The 16,360-nt window shown below is 64.2% G+C and carries 16 protein-coding genes and 1 pseudogene; 11 read left to right on the top strand and 6 right to left on the bottom strand.

What is annotated here, in order from left to right; translation table 11 throughout:
• The first annotated feature begins 58 nt into the window (after positions 1 to 58).
• The 8 genes from NKI37_RS11400 (at position 59) to NKI37_RS11435 (ending at position 7,902) form a co-directional block, all read left to right on the top strand.
• The gene (locus NKI37_RS11400; protein WP_352790284.1) at positions 59 to 1,306 is read left to right on the top strand and encodes an aromatic ring-hydroxylating oxygenase subunit alpha; all 1,248 of its coding nucleotides are present in this window, start codon (positions 59 to 61) and stop codon (positions 1,304 to 1,306) included.
• A 37-nt stretch (positions 1,307 to 1,343) separates the two neighbouring features.
• Positions 1,344 to 2,444 carry an FAD-binding oxidoreductase gene (locus tag NKI37_RS11405; RefSeq protein WP_023703626.1) on the top strand — a complete coding sequence of 367 codons (1,101 nt, stop codon included), beginning with the start codon at positions 1,344 to 1,346 and terminating at the stop codon, positions 2,442 to 2,444.
• Positions 2,445 to 2,605: 161 nt separating this feature from the next.
• Positions 2,606 to 3,028 carry a PqqD family protein gene (locus NKI37_RS11410; RefSeq protein WP_023696905.1) on the top strand — a complete coding sequence of 141 codons (423 nt, stop codon included), beginning with the start codon at positions 2,606 to 2,608 and terminating at the stop codon, positions 3,026 to 3,028.
• Between the two features lie 152 nt (positions 3,029 to 3,180).
• Positions 3,181 to 4,230, top strand: coding sequence for a serine kinase (locus NKI37_RS11415; RefSeq protein ID WP_352790282.1), 1,050 nt, complete (start codon positions 3,181 to 3,183; stop codon positions 4,228 to 4,230).
• A complete protein-coding gene (locus NKI37_RS11420; protein ID WP_352790279.1) occupies positions 4,227 to 4,970 on the top strand; it encodes a glycosyltransferase family 2 protein in 744 nt (247 codons plus the stop codon). The genes NKI37_RS11415 and NKI37_RS11420 overlap by 4 nt, the downstream gene beginning before the upstream one ends.
• A gap of 33 nt (positions 4,971 to 5,003) precedes the next feature.
• The gene (locus NKI37_RS11425; protein WP_352790276.1) at positions 5,004 to 5,756 is read left to right on the top strand and encodes a glycosyltransferase family 2 protein; all 753 of its coding nucleotides are present in this window, start codon (positions 5,004 to 5,006) and stop codon (positions 5,754 to 5,756) included.
• On the top strand, positions 5,741 to 6,433 hold the full coding sequence (locus NKI37_RS11430; protein WP_352790273.1) for a glycosyltransferase family 2 protein: 693 nt from the start codon (positions 5,741 to 5,743) through the stop codon (positions 6,431 to 6,433). The genes NKI37_RS11425 and NKI37_RS11430 overlap by 16 nt, the downstream gene beginning before the upstream one ends.
• Entirely contained in the window at positions 6,433 to 7,902 is a 1,470-nt protein-coding gene (locus tag NKI37_RS11435; RefSeq protein WP_352790270.1) for a nucleotidyltransferase family protein, read from the top strand. Before NKI37_RS11430 ends, NKI37_RS11435 begins: the two co-directional genes overlap by 1 nt.
• A gap of 45 nt (positions 7,903 to 7,947) precedes the next feature.
• On the opposite strand, the gene NKI37_RS11440 is transcribed toward NKI37_RS11435, so the two are convergent.
• The 6 genes and pseudogenes from NKI37_RS11440 to NKI37_RS11465 all read right to left on the bottom strand — a co-directional run bounded on the left by NKI37_RS11440 (position 7,948) and on the right by NKI37_RS11465 (position 12,470).
• A complete protein-coding gene (locus NKI37_RS11440) occupies positions 7,948 to 8,688 on the bottom strand; it encodes an FAD-binding oxidoreductase (protein WP_023752436.1) in 741 nt (246 codons plus the stop codon).
• Positions 8,685 to 9,296 carry a sulfite oxidase-like oxidoreductase gene (locus NKI37_RS11445; protein WP_352790267.1) on the bottom strand — a complete coding sequence of 204 codons (612 nt, stop codon included), beginning with the start codon at positions 9,294 to 9,296 and terminating at the stop codon, positions 8,685 to 8,687. Before NKI37_RS11445 ends, NKI37_RS11440 begins: the two co-directional genes overlap by 4 nt.
• A gap of 130 nt (positions 9,297 to 9,426) precedes the next feature.
• A pseudogene (locus NKI37_RS11450) lies at positions 9,427 to 9,657 on the bottom strand (PDZ domain-containing protein); the annotation flags it as partial.
• Between the two features lie 15 nt (positions 9,658 to 9,672).
• On the bottom strand, positions 9,673 to 10,437 hold the full coding sequence (locus NKI37_RS11455) for an MBL fold metallo-hydrolase (RefSeq protein ID WP_352762745.1): 765 nt from the start codon (positions 10,435 to 10,437) through the stop codon (positions 9,673 to 9,675).
• Entirely contained in the window at positions 10,437 to 11,603 is a 1,167-nt protein-coding gene (locus NKI37_RS11460) for a diphosphate--fructose-6-phosphate 1-phosphotransferase (protein ID WP_023729683.1), read from the bottom strand. The genes NKI37_RS11455 and NKI37_RS11460 overlap by 1 nt, the downstream gene beginning before the upstream one ends.
• A gap of 99 nt (positions 11,604 to 11,702) precedes the next feature.
• Positions 11,703 to 12,470: a L,D-transpeptidase gene (locus NKI37_RS11465; RefSeq protein WP_023668871.1), complete on the bottom strand. Its 768-nt coding sequence runs from the start codon at positions 12,468 to 12,470 to the stop codon at positions 11,703 to 11,705.
• Between the two features lie 227 nt (positions 12,471 to 12,697).
• Between NKI37_RS11465 and NKI37_RS11470 the strand changes: the two genes are divergently transcribed.
• The 3 genes from NKI37_RS11470 to xylB all read left to right on the top strand — a co-directional run bounded on the left by NKI37_RS11470 (position 12,698) and on the right by xylB (position 16,207).
• Complete coding sequence (locus NKI37_RS11470; RefSeq protein WP_023729682.1) at positions 12,698 to 13,321, top strand: LysE family translocator; 624 nt, start codon at positions 12,698 to 12,700, stop codon at positions 13,319 to 13,321.
• Between the two features lie 24 nt (positions 13,322 to 13,345).
• On the top strand, positions 13,346 to 14,671 hold the full coding sequence (locus tag NKI37_RS11475) for a tetratricopeptide repeat protein (protein WP_352790261.1): 1,326 nt from the start codon (positions 13,346 to 13,348) through the stop codon (positions 14,669 to 14,671).
• An 81-nt stretch (positions 14,672 to 14,752) separates the two neighbouring features.
• Positions 14,753 to 16,207: a xylulokinase gene (xylB, locus tag NKI37_RS11480; RefSeq protein WP_352790258.1), complete on the top strand. Its 1,455-nt coding sequence runs from the start codon at positions 14,753 to 14,755 to the stop codon at positions 16,205 to 16,207.
• Positions 16,208 to 16,360 lie beyond the last annotated feature (153 nt).

Here is a 16,360-nt window from a genome sequence, read left to right on the forward strand (position 1 = left end):
CGTTCGATCCTTCCTCCATCACCACCAAGTTCAGTCCTTAAACCACGAGGACAGAACTATGGATACGCGCAACGACATGCTGAGGCTCCTGAACGGCCGCAAGCAAGGCTTTTCGCTGGAACAGCCCTTCTACACAGACCCGGACTATTTCAAGCTCGACATGGAGCTTATCTGGTATCGCGACTGGCTGTTCATCGGCCATGATTGCGAACTGCCGAAGCCCGGCAGCTATATCACCGTGCAGATCGGCGATTATCCGGTGGTGCTGGTCCGCGACCAGAAGGGCAACATCAACGCCTTTCACAATTCCTGCCGCCATCGCGGCAGCCGTGTCTGCAACACTGAGAGGGGCATGGCGGCAAAGCTTGTCTGCCCCTATCACCAGTGGACCTACGAGCTTGACGGCCGGCTGCTGTTTGCCCGCCAGATGGCCGACGGTTTCCACAAGAGCCAGTTCGGCCTGAAGCCCGTCGCCTGCGAGAGCGTCGGCGGCTACATCTTCATCTGCCTGGCGAAAGAACCTGCCGACTTTGCGCCGATGCGCGCCATGATAGAGCCCTACCTCAAGCCGCACCGGCTGAATGAAGCCAAGGTCGCCTTCGAGAGCACCATCATCGAGAAGGGCAACTGGAAGCTGGTCTGGGAAAACAACCGCGAATGCTATCACTGCGCCGGCAATCATCCGGAGCTGTGCAAGACATTCCCCGAAGCGCCGACGGTGACCGGCGTGCAGGGCGCCGACAGTGACCCGGAGATGCTCGCGCACTGGGCGAAATGCGAGGCGGCGGGCCTGCCGAGCAAGTTCCGCATCGATCCGGCCGGGCAATACCGCGCCACCCGCGCGCCGCTGCTGCGCGATGCCGTCAGCTACACGATGTCGGGAAAGCGCGCGGTGACGAAGAACCTGTCCGACACTGTTGCCGCCGACCGCATCGGCACCTTGATGCACTACCACTATCCGACGACCTGGAACCACATCCTGATCGACCATGCGGTCACCTTCCGGGTGCTGCCGATCAGCGCCACCGAAACCGCGGTGACGACCAAGTGGCTGGTGCACAAGGATGCGGTCGAGGGGGTCGACTACAACCTTGAGGAGCTCACCCATGTCTGGACCGAGACCAACGACCAGGACCGCCGCATCGTCGAGGAAAACGCCTTCGGCATCCTGTCTCCGGCCTATGAGCCCGGCCCCTACTCGGAGCTGCACGAGGGCGGCGTGATCCAGTTCGTCGAATGGTACGCGGCCTTCATCGGCCCGCGCCTTGCCGAAGGCGGCCGGCCGGCGCTGCGCAGCGTCGCGTGAGCTGGAGCAGGCGAGGAAGGACCGGAGGATGAATGCGATGACGGATCTTGGGCTCTATCGCCATCTCGACCAGATGGCGCCGTGGAACGACAGGCTGCAGGTGCTGGAAGTGATCGGCGTCAGCGACGAGGCGCCCGACGTCAAGACCTTCACCTTCCGCTCCGACAATCAGACCTGGTTCCGCTACAAGCCGGGCCAGTTCCTGACGCTGGAACTGCCGACACCGGACGGGCCGCTGATGCGCACCTATACGCTGTCGTCGTCACCATCGCGGCCGTTTTCGATCGCGGTGACAGTGAAGGCGCAACCGGGCAGCATCGGCACACGCTGGATGTTCGACCAACTGGTGCCCGGCTCGCACGTCAAGGCCTATGGACCGGCGGGCGACTTCTCGTTGCACAGCCACCCGGCGGCCAAATACCTGTTCATTTCGGCTGGCTCCGGCGTGACACCGATGATGTCGATGCTGCGCTGGCTGAACGACTGCGCGCCATGGACCGATGTCGGTTTCGTCAACTGCGCGCGGCGTGCCGAAGAGATCATCTTCCGCAAGGAACTCGAACTGCTCGGCGGCCATATGCCCGGCCTGTCGCTCGGCTTCATGATCGAGGAACGTTCCAGCCGCGAAGGCTGGTACGGCCATATGGGGCGCATCGATGCGATCCGGCTGCCCTTGCTGGCTCCGGATTTCCGCGAGCGCGAAATCTTCTGCTGCGGCCCCGATCCGTTCATGCGCGCCGTGCGCGGCATGCTGGATGCCGCCGGCTTCGACATGACGAAATACCATCAGGAGAGCTTTGCCGCGCCTGTGATGGAGGAAATTCCGGCGCCGTTTGCCTCCCCGGTCGAGGACGGCATCGCTGCACCTGTCGAAGCCGTGACGCCGATCCGCTTCTCGCTTTCGGAGGTCGATGCCGGCTGCGTCGCCGGCCAGACCGTGCTGCAGACCGCGCGCAGCTCGGGCGTGCGGATTCCCGCCGCCTGCGAGTTCGGCCTGTGCGGCACCTGCAAGGTGAAGAAGGTCTCCGGCGAAGTCGAGATGAGCCACAATGGCGGCATCCTCGACCACGAGATCGATGACGGTTTCATCCTTGCCTGCTGCTCGAAACCATTGTCGGCGCTCGAAATCGAGGCTTGAGCCGGTCGACTTCGCCGCAACGGTCGCCGAGGCAGGCGTTGTGTTCGCGGGTCTTTGTCTTGCCAAGCATAGGCCGAGTGATTTAGACGCACTTAGGAAGGGCTGGCAGACCGTGAAACCGGCGCATCCCTTCATGGGCGCATGGAACGGGGGACAGAGCGATGCAACAGCGGGTCTATGCGGTCGCAAGCAAGGACATCGTTTTCGAATCATTCGATGGCGAAGCCGTCGTTCTCGATCTTTCGAACGGTAAGTATTTCGGCTTTTCCGATTCCGGCAGCCGGGTCTGGCAGGCTTTGTCGTCCGGCGTCGCCACTGAAGCGCTGGTCGGAGCTGCCGCGGGCGCCGCAAAAATAAGCCTGGCCGACCTCGAAAGCTTCGTTGCCCGACTGCTCGATTTCGGGTTGCTTGCGCCAGCCGAAACACCGGCACAACCGCTTTCGGGCGAGCTGTCGTCTGCGCTTGCTGCCAGCAATGAGCCGCTCAAGGTCGATGTCCACGACGACCTTGCCGATCTCATCATTGTCGACCCGATCCATGAGGTCGAGGAACCTCTCGGCTGGCCGGCGGTGAAACAGGCATAATCGTTTCCCTAAAGCGCGTCGCGTTTGAACGGACTCAGGCGACGCGGTTTAGATCTTTGATTTTATGCATGTCGTCGTCTCAAAACCGGGGCCACCCCGAGCGACATGCATCAGGCGACCCGGCGCAATTCTGGACGCTGAACAACCAACACATGCCTTTGATCACGCTGCAAACCCTGCCGGATTATGCCCGCCATGTGCTGGCGGCCGCGGAAAGCGCCGCCGCCTTCTATCCCGTTACCACCAGCGTGCGGTTGCCGGGACTGGAGCTGAGTGTCCACCTCGACCATGGCACGCTGGCGGAAGCCATGAGCCATGCCTTCATACCGGCCCCGGAAAATCCGTCTGCATCTGACGGCTGCCGCATTTTCGTCGCCCACCCGGGCATCGATGGCGTCCTCGCCCCGGCCACCTGGGGCCGAGGCGATTACAACCATCATGCCTTTGCCAACCGGCTGGAAGCGGCCGGATTGCGCGGCAGCTACTATCATGACCTCGACTTCTGGCAGTTCCATGATCCGCAACGCCATGTCGGGGCGCAGCTGATGATGTCGGCCGACGCCTTTCCGCCATGGGAACAAGGGGCGCCGCTGCGCGCCTTCCTGCATTGGGAATATGCGGCGCGCGGCATGCGGCTCACCCATGCCGGCACGCTGGGCATCGATGGCAAGGGCGTGTTGCTGGCGGGCTCCGGCGGTGCCGGCAAATCGGGAACGGTCGTCGCCGGCCTGCTCAATGGGCTCGATAGCGTCGGCGACGACTATGTGCTGATCGACCGGACCGAGGGGGTGACGGCCTATCCGCTGTTTGCCACGCTCAAGCAGGATCCGGAGGGCTTCAAGCGGCTGAAGCTGGAGGGTCGGCTAAAGTCGTACCAACCGCTGAACTGGCAAGGCAAGCATGCCTTTCGCATCGACGAGATCGCGCCTCGACCACCTCCTGCAAGTCTGGACATTATTGCTTTGATAGTGCCCCATATCAGGGGAGGTGCGAGAAGCTCGGTCATGCCCATATCGCGCAAGGATGCCATGATCGCCTTGGCCCCGTCAGGAATCGTGCAGATGCCGGGCGAGCGGGAAGCGGGCTTTCGCTTTTTCAGCGAGCTTACCCGCGATCTGCCATGCTACCGGCTGTCGCTGGGGACCGAGCCGCGCGAGATCGCCGGCACGATTGCGGATTTCGTCCTTCGGGGCGCTGCATGAAGTTGAGCATCATTGTGCCGGTGTACAATCGGGAGATCTATGTCGTTTCGACGTTGCGGTCCCTGCTCAGGCAACGCGACGATGCCGATCTCGATATCATTGTTGTCGACGACGGTTCGACGGACAGCTCCGTTGAAGCAGTCCGCGCCATCATGCGGGAAGCGTCGTGCATCCGCCTGTTCCAGCAGGCAAACCAGGGCGTGGCCAACGCGCGCAACACAGGGCTGAGGCAGTTGCTGCCGCAAACCGAACTGGTGTCGTTCCTGGATTCGGACGACGTCTCGCCGGCTGGACGATTCAAGGCTGGCCTACCCCTGTTCGCGGCCGACCCTGCGCTCGAGCTGACCTACTCGCTGATGACGCGCGTCGATCTCATGGACGACGAAACCCTGCAGCCGGCAGGGGGCGGCGCAGGTCCCACCGTGCGCGGCGTCAGCCTTAGCGCCGGGATACTCCGCAGGGCACTCATCGACCGTACAGGTGCTTTCGACGAGGAGTTCCGGCAGGGCGAAGACGCCGACTATCTGCTGCGCATTTTCGAAACCAGCCCAAAGCACATTTTTCCCGACACCGTCGCGGTATACTACCGGCGCCACCCCGGCAATTTGACCAAGCAAAGGGATGTGGCGGTGCGCGAATATCTGCGTGTGATTCAGAAATCCTTGCGGCGGCGCAAGGCCGATCCGTCGCGGCGCCCGGTCGAGGGGCTTTTCGAGATCAAGCGCCCGGCAGAGTGGTGAAAGAATGAATAGATCACAGCCTGGAATGCGTGCGTGAAGCTGAGCGTGATCATGCCGGTCTACAACCGCGAACGCCATGTCGGCTTGGCGCTGCGCTCGCTGCTGAGGCAGCGCGATGCCGCCGATCTCGACATCATCGTTATCGATGACGGTTCGACCGACAGTTCGGTGGCGGTCGTGCGCTCGCTGATCGCGGAGGCGCCGTGCATTCGCCTTTTCCAGCAGCAGAATGCCGGGGTGACGCGGGCACGCAACGCGGGCTTGCGGCAATTGCTGCCGCAGACCGGGCTGGTATCGTTTCTCGATTCCGACGACATTTCCCCGCCGGGCCGCTTCAAGGCGGATCTGACCTGTTTCGACGCAGACCCCACCCTCGAGCTCACCTATTCGCGCATGACGCTGGTCGACGACATAGATGACGATACGCTGGAGCCGACAGCCGACAGCCACTCGATGACGGTTCGCGGCATTCACCTGTCTCCCGCTATCTTCGTCCGGCGGTTGGTCGAACGCATCGGCAGCTTCGACGAGGATTTCCACCAGGCCGAGGACACCGACTATCTGCTGCGCACTTTCGAAAGCGGTCCGAAATTCACGATGCCCGACACTGTTGCGCTCTATTACCGGCGCCATCCCGGCAACATGACCAGGCAGGCCGATGTTCCTTTTCGCGAATTCATGCGCGCCGTCTACAAGTCGATGAAACGGCGCGAGGCCGACCGCTCCTTGCACCCTGTCGACGGCATCTTCGATTTCAAGGAACTTGCGAATTGGCGTTTCCTGTGATGGCCAGCTACGGCGTCGTCATTCCGGCCTTCAACGCGACCGCCACCATCGCCGAGACGCTGCGATCGGTCGCGGCCCAGACGGTCCAGCCCGACGCCATAATCGTCGTCGATGACGGCTCGACCGACGATACGGTCGCGGTGGTCAATTCGCTGGGCATGCCGGTGCAGGTGTTGCGCCAGGACAATGCCGGACCAGGCAGCGCCACCACCAGGGGCATCGCCGCGCTGGCGACGACCTTCGTCGCCACGCTCGATGCGGACGATCTGTGGCTGCCGACCAAGATCGAAAGGCAGCTGGAGCATTTCGAGCGGTTTCCCGCGACGGCAGGAGTCTTTGCCCACTGGCGGACGTTTCGCGATGACAAGCCCGATGTGCAACAGGACGTGGCCGTGGCGGGCTGGTCGCGCACGACGATGATGATCCGCCGGGAGGTAGCCGAGGCCGTCGGTCCGATCATCGACCCGCAAGGCGGTCGCGGCGACATGGTCGACTGGATCGCCCGTGTCCGCGAGGCGGGCTTTGCGCTTGCCATGCTCGACGATGTCCTAACCTTGCGCCGCATCCGGCCCGACAGCATGTCCTATGGACGCGACCCCGTGCGCGACCGCGGTTATGTCGAAGTCGTAAGGCTGGCCATGCAAAGGCGAGCAGCGAAAAAGGCGAGCGCCGACTGATGGCCAATGCCATGCGCCGTATCGGCCGTCGGTTTCCGGACTATGGTTGGTCATGGCCCACTGGCGGCCTCGACCAGTTGCTGAAGGCCGCATTGCTCCCCGATGAAGAGGCGGCCGGGGGCTATGCGGCGCGCTGGCTCGACGAGAACGATATCGACCATGCTGCTTTCCGCGAGCATCGGCTGCTGGCCGCGATCTCCGACAGGTTCGGCCGCAAGCTCGCTGGGCATCCAGCCTATCCACGTCTTGTCGGCCTGCAAAAGATGCTGTGGACCAAATCGCGACTGGCTGCGCGCGAGGCCGAGCCGGCGCTACAGGCCATGATCGACGCCGGCTGCGCGGTGATGCTTATCAAAGGCGCCAGCCGCATCGCCGTCAACGCGTCGGCGCAGCGCGGCCGGGTGGCGCATGACATCGACATACTGGTGCGCTCGCAGGCCATGATTGCCGCCTTCGATGTGCTTAGCGAACGCGACTGGCAGATCGCCACCGGCGTCAGTCCGCAATATCTGCGCACCAGGCTGGCGTCCTTGCGTTCGATGAATTTTTTCAAGGGCAGTTTCGGCGACATCGACCTGCACCAGCTCGCTTATGACGGGTCGCAGCAAAGCGCGGAAGATGATCTGGCGATCTGGCAGCGGGCGCTGTCAGCCGATTTCAATGGCGTCCGCGTGCTTGTGCCCTCTCCGGCCGACCGCATGGCGCTCGCCATCGCACATGGCGGCCTCGATGCCCACACCCACAGCGACTGGCTGGTCGACTGCGCCGTCGCCATCGAGGGCGACGAGGTCGACTGGGACGTGTTCGCCGATATCGTCGCCAGGCGCCACCTGGCCGTAGCCGCGGCGGTGGCGCTGTCCTACCTCAGCCTGGAAATCGGCATTGCAGTGCCGCCGGCTGAACTGGCACGGACGGTTGCGAACGCCGATCACGCCGGCCTGTCGCGCTGGTCCTCGGTGCTGCAGGCCAAGCCGCGCACCGATTTCGGCGGTCTCGTCTGGCTGTCGCGCGGCTTTGCCAAGCAGTTGCGCCTGAAACGCAAGAAGGGCCGACTGCAGCATCCGACGCCTGCTGCCGTCTGGCGCGGCAGGCCGACATTGCGCAAGGCAAGAGCGACGCCGGAACCGTTCGCGCTTTCTCAGGCCCTGCCGCGTCCGGACAGGACTGGAGAGATGATGCTGGACGTCACCGTCAGGATCGTCGTTCCGCCAGTCCGCCGCCGCATCGAGATGGAAATCAATGCCGGCAGCGGTCACGTCGCCCGCTTGCGTTTCATGGTGATCAGCCGCGCCGGCGGCGGACGTGTGCTGCGCTTTCGCGGCAAGGTAACGGTGGACGACACCGGCCGGCCTCTGGTGATCGAGGCACGGCCATCGCGGCAGTTCCGCAACTGGGACAATGAGGCCGAAGTCGCCGCCTATGGCGCGCTGCCGTTCCAATTGCTGTCGGCAAGGTTTTCACCCGCCTGAGAGCGGTTCGCTGTCTCCATGAAACGGTGAACCACTGTGGCCCTCTCAGACGCCATAGCGCTCGGTGCGGATGATTTCCGCTGGTATGCCGGCGTCGATCAGCGCCCGGGCAGCCGCCGAGACGAAGGTGTTCGACCCGCAGACGAAGGCGAGCGCCGGCGGCCGCGGCAGCCGCGTGAGCGCCTGCATGACCATTGCCGTGTCGATGCGCCTCGAATAGTCGGACGGGCGCCGTGCCGCCTCGCGCGTCAGCGTAAGCACCAGCTCGAACCCGTCGCGGCGGTCACCGAGACCGATCAGCTCGTCGCGGAAGATCACCTCGTCCCAGACCCGCACCGAAAACATCAGCGCCACCGGCACCGCCGATTTGCGCAAGGTCCGGTGACGCACCATCGCCATCAGCGGCACCACGCCGGAGCCGCCGCCGACCAGAAGCAGCGGCCCGCCATCCCCATCGGACCAGACGAAATGGCCGCCGAGCGGCCCGCGCAGTTCGATCTCGTCACCGACCGCGGCGATGTCGTGGAAGAAGGGCGAGACTTCACCGTCGTCGAGCTTCTCGATCGCCAGCTCAATCGTGGCGCCGCTCTCCGGCGCCGAGGCGATGGAATAGGAGCGGCGCGCTTGGTAGCCGTCAGGCGCAGTCAGCCTGACATCGACATGCTGTCCGGCGCGATAGGCGAATGGCCGTGACAGCGCGAAGAAGAAACTGGTGACGCGTGGCGTCCGCTTTTCGATCCGGGTGATTTTCGCCGTCTGCCAGGGAGATTGCGGCGCTTCGCTCATGGATCGCCGCTATAGCGCTGCTCGCGCCACGGGTCGCCATAGATGTGATAGCCGCGCAATTCCCAGAAGCCCGGCTCGTCGCGCTCGGTGAACTGCAGCCCGTTCAGCCATTTGGCCGATTTCCAGAAATAGAGATGCGGCACCAGGAGCCGCGCCGGGCCGCCATGGTCGGCAGTGATCGGCTTGCCTTCATAAAGGAGCGCCACCATCGCCTTCCCCGCGGTGAGATCCTTGGCCGGCACGTTGGTGGTGTAGCCGTCATAGCCATGCGCCAGCAGGAAGCCGGTCGGCGCTTCGATACCGGCATCGGCAAGGATGTCGTCGACCAGCACGCCTTGCCAGGCGGTATCGAACTTGGTCCAGGCGGTAACGCAATGGATGTCGCGCGTCATCTTGGTCAAGGGCAGCGCGTTGAACTCGGCCCAGTTCCACTTCTTGATCGGGCGTGGCCCGTGCTTGAGCGTGAACGACCAGTCCTCGGTGCGCACGCGCGGCGTCGGCCCCGCCGACAGCACCGGAAAGCCCTGTTCGAGATACTGACCGGGCGGAATGCGCGCATCGGTCTCCGTCGGAGGCTTTCGACGGGAGGAAAAACCGCGAGTGACCATTTGACTGTCCGTTTTTAGCAGGCCATTGCCGGCCTGCCGTAATGTTCTCGAAGATGTCGCGGCGGGCAATAGGAATTTCGGCGGCCGTGCGGCAGGCCTGTCGGTGGTCCGGCGAGCCTGCCATGATGTCTCAACCGGCGGCGAAGGATACGGCGACGAAGATTTGCGCGTCGCCGCGATCGATCAAAAGCAGCACCGACTTCCGGCCCGATCTGCCGGCCTCGGCGATCGCCTGGTTGGCTTGCCGCGCATTCCGCACCGGCGACTGGTCGACGGCGACGATGACGTCGCCCGGCTGCAGGCCCGCATTGGCGGCTGCCTTGTCCGGATTGACGCGCTCGACCACGGCGCCACGCTGGTTCCGATCACAATGTCGTCAGCGGCCTTCGGTGCGCCTGAGATAGGTTGTGGCGATCTCGCGCATCCGGTTGCCGTCGAAGCTCGGCCCATGGCCGCCATGGCCGAGACGGACAGGCAGATCGAGGAGCCGCTGCATGGTACGGCGATAATCAGGCCGGGAGGAATCCGGCAGGTCGTCGATCAGCATGGAATCGTAGATGGCGTCGCCGGCAAAGAACAACCCGTCCGTCTCTTCGAACAAAGCGATCGAATCCGGCGAATGTCCGGGCAGATGCAGGACGCGGAACTGCCGGTCGCCGAGGTCGACGATGTCGCCCTCGTCCAGCGTGCGCGTCAGCGGCGCCGGCGGGATCTTGTAGTCGGCCGCCGTCCAGCCCGGCGCCGGCAATTTCGAAACGGCGCCGTCGAGATTGTTGAACATGTAGGCGTAGGTCACCTGATCGTTCATGGTCTCGAAATGCTCGGCACTGTGCCGCGGCCCGGCGCGCAGCGGAAACTCGTGCAGCGAGCCGACATGGTCGAGATGGATGTGGGTGGCGACAACAATGAGCGGCTTGCCCTCGGGCGTGTCGATCTCAGGCGCCAGCGGGCAGATGCCCATCCCGGTGTCGACCAGCAGGTCGGCGTCGCGTCCCCTGAAATGCCAGATGTTGGCGCGCACGAAATCATGCACGAACGGCTCGGTCAGCATCGTCGTGCGGTCGTCGATGATCGTCTTGCCGAACCAGTCGCCGACAACGCGCTCGCCACCAAAACGGGTGCCGCCAAAACGGCCGCCCATCAGACGAAGGGCTTTCCCACCTTGTATTTTTCCGGCACCAGCCGCTTCAGGTAAGCCATGCCCGCTTCCGACAGCTGGTTGACATCGGGCTTCATGAAATCGTCGGGCATATGGCGCGTCTTGCCGGCGACGTTCTTCAGCGGCACCTTCTTCAGCACGGTTTTGGAGCCGTCATATTGCAGCGCCACCGAGCCACCGCCTTCGCCGGCAACGGCAACCGCGAAGGCGCCGGCGCCGAAAGCCTCCTGCGCGTCGACGGCGCTGATCGCGCCGACATAGCCGCGCGGCATGTAGCCAAGCGCATCGACGCGCGCGCGCTTGCCCGGCAGGCCTTCGGCGAGCGCACGTTCCAGAGCTGACGGCAGGTCGCTGCCCGACAGTTTGACGTTGCCATGCGCGTCGCGCTCGAGCTTGTCCGGCGGCACCAGGCTTTCGACCAGCGCCTTGCCGTCGGCGGTGCTGACTCCTTCGGAGACGGCGACGATGCAACGCTTGTGGCGGTCGAGCGTGGCGCGCACGTCGTCGATGAAACCGGCGGCGGAGAACGGCCGTTCCGGCACGTAGACCAGATGCGGGCCGCTGTCGGGATCGAGCTGCCAGGCTGCAGCCGCCGCGGTGAGGAAGCCGGCATGCCGACCCATTACGATGCCGACATAGATTCCGGGCAATGCGCGGAAATCGAGATCGACGGACAGGAAGGCGCCGGCGACGAATTCGGCCGCCGAGATGAAGCCCGGCGTGTGGTCGTTTTCCTCGAGGTCGTTGTCGATGGTTTTTGGCGCATGGACGAAAGCAATGCTGCCGCCGGCGGCGTCGGTCAGAATCTGCTGCGTGCCCGACGTGTCGTTGCCACCGATGTAGATGAATGCGTCGGCGCCGGCCTTCTTCAACCCGTTGAGGATGACTTCGCAATAGGCAGCGTCGGGCTTGTCGCGTGTCGAGCCGAGCGCGGCACTCGGCGTGCCGGCGATCAGCCGCAGCCGGTCCTCTGGGATGGCGGAGAGGTCGACATAGTTGCCGTCACGAATGCCGCGCACGCCGTGGAGCGAGCCCAGCACCTTGGCGCCGGGATGGCGCTTGCGGACTTCCAGCGTGGCCCCGACAACCGTCTGGTTGATGACGGCGGTCGGGCCGCCGCCCTGTGCGATGACAAACGTTCCAGCCATGCTCGATCTCTCCCGGCGCTGTGGTTTTCAAGGCACCTTGGCCTAGCTTGCCGCATCGCGCAACGGGAGTTTCCACCGGCGCCAAACCGCCGCACAGGATCAGACGACGACGACCGGGTTCTTCTTGGAAACGCGGCTGTAGAGGTCGATGATATCCTGGTTGATCAGGCGCACGCAGCCCGACGACATCGCCTGGCCGATGCTCGCCCATTCCGGCGAACCGTGTATGCGGTAGCCGGTGTCCTTGCCGTCCTGGTAGATGTAAAGAGCGCGTGCGCCGAGCGGGTTGGTGAGGCCACCGGGCTGGCCGTTTTGCCATTTCACCAGTTCCGGCTTGCGCTGGATCATCTCCGGCGGCGGCGTCCAGGTCGGCCATTCCTTGCCGTACTGGATGTTGGCGCGGCCGGACCAGCGGAAGCCGTCCTTGCCGATGCCGACGCCGTAGCGGATGGCGTCGCCGCCCTCCTGCACCAGATAGAGCTTTCGCTCCTGCAGATGGACGACAATCGTGCCGGGCGCCTCGCCGGTCTCGTTGACGACGATCTGGCGGCGGAACTCCGGCTTGACCTTCTGATAGGGCACCGCCGGCACTTCGAAGCCGCCATCGTTGAGCGAAGCGTACATGACATCGGGGCCGGTGACGTTCTTGTCGACGCTGATCGCCGGACGGATCGGCCGCACCGAGCCGGTGACCGTGTCATCCAGCTGGAATTGCGGCAGCTCGAGCGTCGAAGTGCTGCAGCCGGCCATGCCGAGCAGCGTCATGGCGCCGGCCCCTGACAGGACGAAGCGGCGGGAATAGAGATGTTCGGTCTCGTTTGCGTCGCCATTTGCTGGCGGCGTCACATTCTGCGGCAACTCACGCATGCACCCAAACCCTACGCTGTCGGCGGGAAACACGGTCCGGCCGGATAGCAGGCAGTTTCGCCAAACATGGTTGAAAAAGGGTGAAGGCCCAACGACCGGTCTTAAGCTTGTGCCGTCAATAGCGCAGCGGTCGGGCGAAATGGTCCGTCGTGCATTTTTGGGAGAGGGCTCTTTACATTGCCCCGCACACGAGGATTTATCCTTTTCTTGCGCTCAAGGAGACAAAGATGTCGTTCGAAAACTGGGCCGCCTTCGCCGCCGCCTCCACCGTCCTGCTCATCATTCCCGGCCCGACCATTCTTCTGGTCGTGTCCTATGCGCTGGGCCAGGGCTGGCGCACCGCCTTGCCGATGGCCGTCGGCGTGGCGCTGGGCGACTTCACCGCCATGACCCTGTCGATGCTGGGCATCGGCGCGCTGCTGGCCGCGTCGGCGACCGTGTTCACCATTCTAAAGCTGATCGGCGCCTGCTATCTGATCTATCTCGGGGTAAAACTGTTTCGCGCCGGCGGCGCGCTCAAAGCCGAACCACGCACAGATGCCGTCTCGGCCGCCAAGATGATGGCGCACGCCTGGCTGGTCACCGCACTCAACCCGAAGAGCATCACCTTCTTCGTCGCCTTCCTGCCGCAGTTCCTCAACCGGGAAGCCGATTTCTGGGCTCAGATGCTGATCTTTGAAGCGACCTTCCTGGCGCTCGCCTTCGCCAATGCCTTCGGCTACGCGCTGATTGCGGCGCGCGCCCGCAACGTCGTACGCAACCCCAAGGCGACCCGCATCTTCAACCGCACCGGCGGCACGCTGCTGGTCGGCGCCGGGATCGCCACGGTGGCGATGCGCTCGGGCAATTAGGAACTGCGGAGCATCAGGGCCGATATGGCAGTAAGAGATCCATTCGGCCTAATGTTCTCGGGCGCGACCGAGGCCGGGTTTTCACCCTACAGCCAGGCCGTTCATGAATTGCAATGCTTCGTCGGCGACCCGGTCGGCTCCGTTGACCGCGCCATATCGGCGGATCCCGGTTTCGTCATGGCGCATGTCTTCAAGGGGTATCTGTTCGGCCTCGCCACCGAACGCGAGGCAACGGCGGTCGCCCAGGCATGCCATGCTGCGGCACTGCCGCTTGCCGCGACGCCGCGCGAACAGGCGCATGTGGCGGCCCTTGGCCACCTTGCCGAGGGACGCTGGCATGAGGCCGCGCGCCTGCTCGAAGATATCGCCATCGACAACCCGCTCGACGCGGTGGCGTTGCAGGTCGGCCACCAGATCGACTTCTTCACCGGCAATGCCCGCATGCTGCGCGACCGTATCGGCCGCGCGCTACCGTCCTGGCAGAGCGGCATGCCAGGTTATCACGCCATTATCGGTATGCAGGCCTTCGGTCTCGAGGAGATGGGCGACTATGTCAGAGCCGAAAGTTTCGGCCGACAGGCGATCGAGATAGAGCCGCGAGACGGCTGGGCGCAGCATGCGGTCGCCCATGTCATGGAGATGCAGAGCCGGCAACGGGACGGCATCGCCTGGATGCGCGCCAACCCCGAGGCGTGGACGAAGGAAAGCTTCCTGCAGGTGCATAATTGGTGGCATCTGGCGCTGTTCCACTACGATCTCGGCGAGACCGACGAGGTGCTCAAGCTCTATGACGGGCCGATCTATGGCGAGCGTTCGACGCTGGCGCTGAACATGGTCGACGCCTCTGCGATCCTGTGGCGGCTTTATCTCGGCGGTGTCGATGTCGGCGACCGCTGGGCAGCGCTCGCTGCCAACTGGGCGCCGAAGGCTGGAGCCGGCAATTACGCCTTCAACGATGCGCATGCGATGATGGCATTCGTCGGCGCCGGTCTCGAAGCGCCGGTCAAGATCTTGCTCGAAGCCCAGCACGAGGCGATGCGCGGCAGCGACGACAACGCCGCCTTTACCCGGGATGTCGGCCAGCCACTGACGGAAGGCATCAAGGCATTCGGCGAGGGCAATTACAGCGAAGCGGTGCGCCTGATCCGACCGATCCGCGCCATTGCCCATCGCTTTGGCGGCAGCCACGCCCAGCGCGATGTGATTGATCTCACGCTGATCGAGGCGGCGTTGCGCGCCGACGACACGGCGCTTGCCTGGGCGTTGACGGCCGAGCGCGCACTGGTCCGGCCGGACAGTCCGCTGTCGGCGCTGTTTTCGCAACGCGCCGCCAATTTGTCAGAGAATTGACCCGCGGCGGATCTTGTTTTAAAAACTGGCAAGCCAGATTTTTTCGAGACCCGAAAAAATTAATGGCAATGGGAGGAATGCATGTATCTCGGCCTCGATCTCGGCACGTCGGGCGTCAAGGCGCTGTTGATCGATGCCGGGCAGAAGATCATCGGCTCCGGCCATGCTTCGCTTGACGTATCGCGGCCGCATCCCGGCTGGTCCGAACAAAACCCCGCCGACTGGATCCGCGCCTGCGAGACGGCCATCGCCGAGCTGAAAACCTCGCACCCGAAAGAGCTTGCCGCGGTCAAGGGCATCGGCCTTTCCGGCCATATGCATGGCGCCACCTTGCTCGATGCCGGCGACCAGGTGCTGCGCCCCTGCATCCTGTGGAACGATACGCGCAGTCACGCCGAGGCCGCGGCGCTCGATGCCGACCCGCACTTTCGCCAACTCACCGGCAACATCGTCTTCCCCGGTTTCACGGCGCCGAAACTCGCCTGGGTGAAGAACAACGAGCCCGCGGTTTTCGCCAAGGTTGCAAAAGTGCTTTTGCCGAAGGATTACCTTCGGTTCTGGCTGACCGGCGAGCATATCTCAGAAATGTCGGACTCCGCCGGCACCTCCTGGCTAGATGTCGGCAAGCGGCGCTGGTCCCCCGAATTGCTTGCGGCGACATCGCTCGACGAAAGGCAGATGCCGTCGCTGGTCGAAGGCACGGAGAAGGCCGGAGCCTTGCGCGCCGAACTGGCCGCCAACTGGGGCATAGCATCAGGCGTCCCGGTGGCCGGTGGCGCGGGCGACAATGCGGCTTCAGCCTGCGGCATGGGCACGGTCGGCGCCGGCCACGCTTTTGTGTCGCTGGGCACATCTGGCGTGCTGTTTGCCGCCAACGCTTCCTACCTGCCCAATCCGGCAAGCGCGGTGCACACCTTCTGCCATGCCCTGCCCAACACCTGGCACCAGATGGGGGTCATCCTGTCTGCGACCGATTCGCTGAACTGGCTGTCGGAGATTTCAGGCAAGAAGGCCGGCGAATTGACCGCCGAACTTGGCGATGTGCTGAAAGCGCCGAGCGGGGTGTCGTTCCTGCCCTATCTCTCGGGCGAGCGCACGCCGCACAATGATTCCGCCATTCGTGGGTCCTTCACCGGACTGGCGCATGAGTCGAGCCGCGCGGTGCTGACGCAGGCCGTGCTTGAAGGCGTCGCCTTCGCATTCCGCGACAGTCTCGAAGCCTTGAAGACCGCCGGCACGGATTTGACGCGGGTGACGGCAATCGGCGGCGGCTCGCGCTCGCGCTACTGGCTGAAGGCGATCGCTACGGCGCTGCAGGTGCCCGTGGACATTCCGGCCGACGGCGATTTCGGTGCTGCCTTTGGCGCGGCGAGGCTTGGTCTGATCGCGGCGACAGGGGCTGATCCGCTGGCGGTGTGCACGGCGCCGAGGACGGATGCGACGATCGAGCCGGATGCTGCGCTTGGCGGGGCGTATGCCGATGCGTACCAGCGCTACCGGGCGCTATACCCGGCGATCAAAGGCATGACCGCGTGAGTCGGCGCGAGGCACCCCCCTCTGCCCTGCCGGGCATCTCCCCCGCAAGGGGGGAGATCGGCAGCGTCGGCGGGTATGCCAGTCTTGTAAGGTGGGTGATTAGCGAAGGCGTGGATGCCAGCCAATCTCCCCCCTTGCGGGGGAGATGCCCGG

Source organism: Mesorhizobium sp. M0626, assembly GCF_040320665.1.
Taxonomy (GTDB): Bacteria; Pseudomonadota; Alphaproteobacteria; order Rhizobiales; family Rhizobiaceae; genus Mesorhizobium.

What these genes read in the sequence shown, in the direction of transcription:
- NKI37_RS11400 (WP_352790284.1), top strand. Translation starts at nt 59, where the DNA reads ATGGATACGCGCAACGACATGCTGAGGCTCCTGAACGGCCGCAAGCAA.
- NKI37_RS11405 (WP_023703626.1), top strand. Translation starts at nt 1,344, where the DNA reads ATGACGGATCTTGGGCTCTATCGCCATCTCGACCAGATGGCGCCGTGG.
- NKI37_RS11410 (WP_023696905.1), top strand. Translation starts at nt 2,606, where the DNA reads ATGCAACAGCGGGTCTATGCGGTCGCAAGCAAGGACATCGTTTTCGAA.
- NKI37_RS11415 (WP_352790282.1), top strand. Translation starts at nt 3,181, where the DNA reads ATGCCTTTGATCACGCTGCAAACCCTGCCGGATTATGCCCGCCATGTG.
- NKI37_RS11420 (WP_352790279.1), top strand. Translation starts at nt 4,227, where the DNA reads ATGAAGTTGAGCATCATTGTGCCGGTGTACAATCGGGAGATCTATGTC.
- NKI37_RS11435 (WP_352790270.1), top strand. Translation starts at nt 6,433, where the DNA reads ATGGCCAATGCCATGCGCCGTATCGGCCGTCGGTTTCCGGACTATGGT.
- NKI37_RS11440 (WP_023752436.1), bottom strand. Translation starts at nt 8,688, where the DNA reads ATGAGCGAAGCGCCGCAATCTCCCTGGCAGACGGCGAAAATCACCCGG.
- NKI37_RS11445 (WP_352790267.1), bottom strand. Translation starts at nt 9,296, where the DNA reads ATGGTCACTCGCGGTTTTTCCTCCCGTCGAAAGCCTCCGACGGAGACC.
- NKI37_RS11455 (WP_352762745.1), bottom strand. Translation starts at nt 10,437, where the DNA reads ATGGGCGGCCGTTTTGGCGGCACCCGTTTTGGTGGCGAGCGCGTTGTC.
- NKI37_RS11460 (WP_023729683.1), bottom strand. Translation starts at nt 11,603, where the DNA reads ATGGCTGGAACGTTTGTCATCGCACAGGGCGGCGGCCCGACCGCCGTC.
- NKI37_RS11465 (WP_023668871.1), bottom strand. Translation starts at nt 12,470, where the DNA reads ATGCGTGAGTTGCCGCAGAATGTGACGCCGCCAGCAAATGGCGACGCA.
- NKI37_RS11470 (WP_023729682.1), top strand. Translation starts at nt 12,698, where the DNA reads ATGTCGTTCGAAAACTGGGCCGCCTTCGCCGCCGCCTCCACCGTCCTG.
- NKI37_RS11475 (WP_352790261.1), top strand. Translation starts at nt 13,346, where the DNA reads ATGGCAGTAAGAGATCCATTCGGCCTAATGTTCTCGGGCGCGACCGAG.
- xylB (WP_352790258.1), top strand. Translation starts at nt 14,753, where the DNA reads ATGTATCTCGGCCTCGATCTCGGCACGTCGGGCGTCAAGGCGCTGTTG.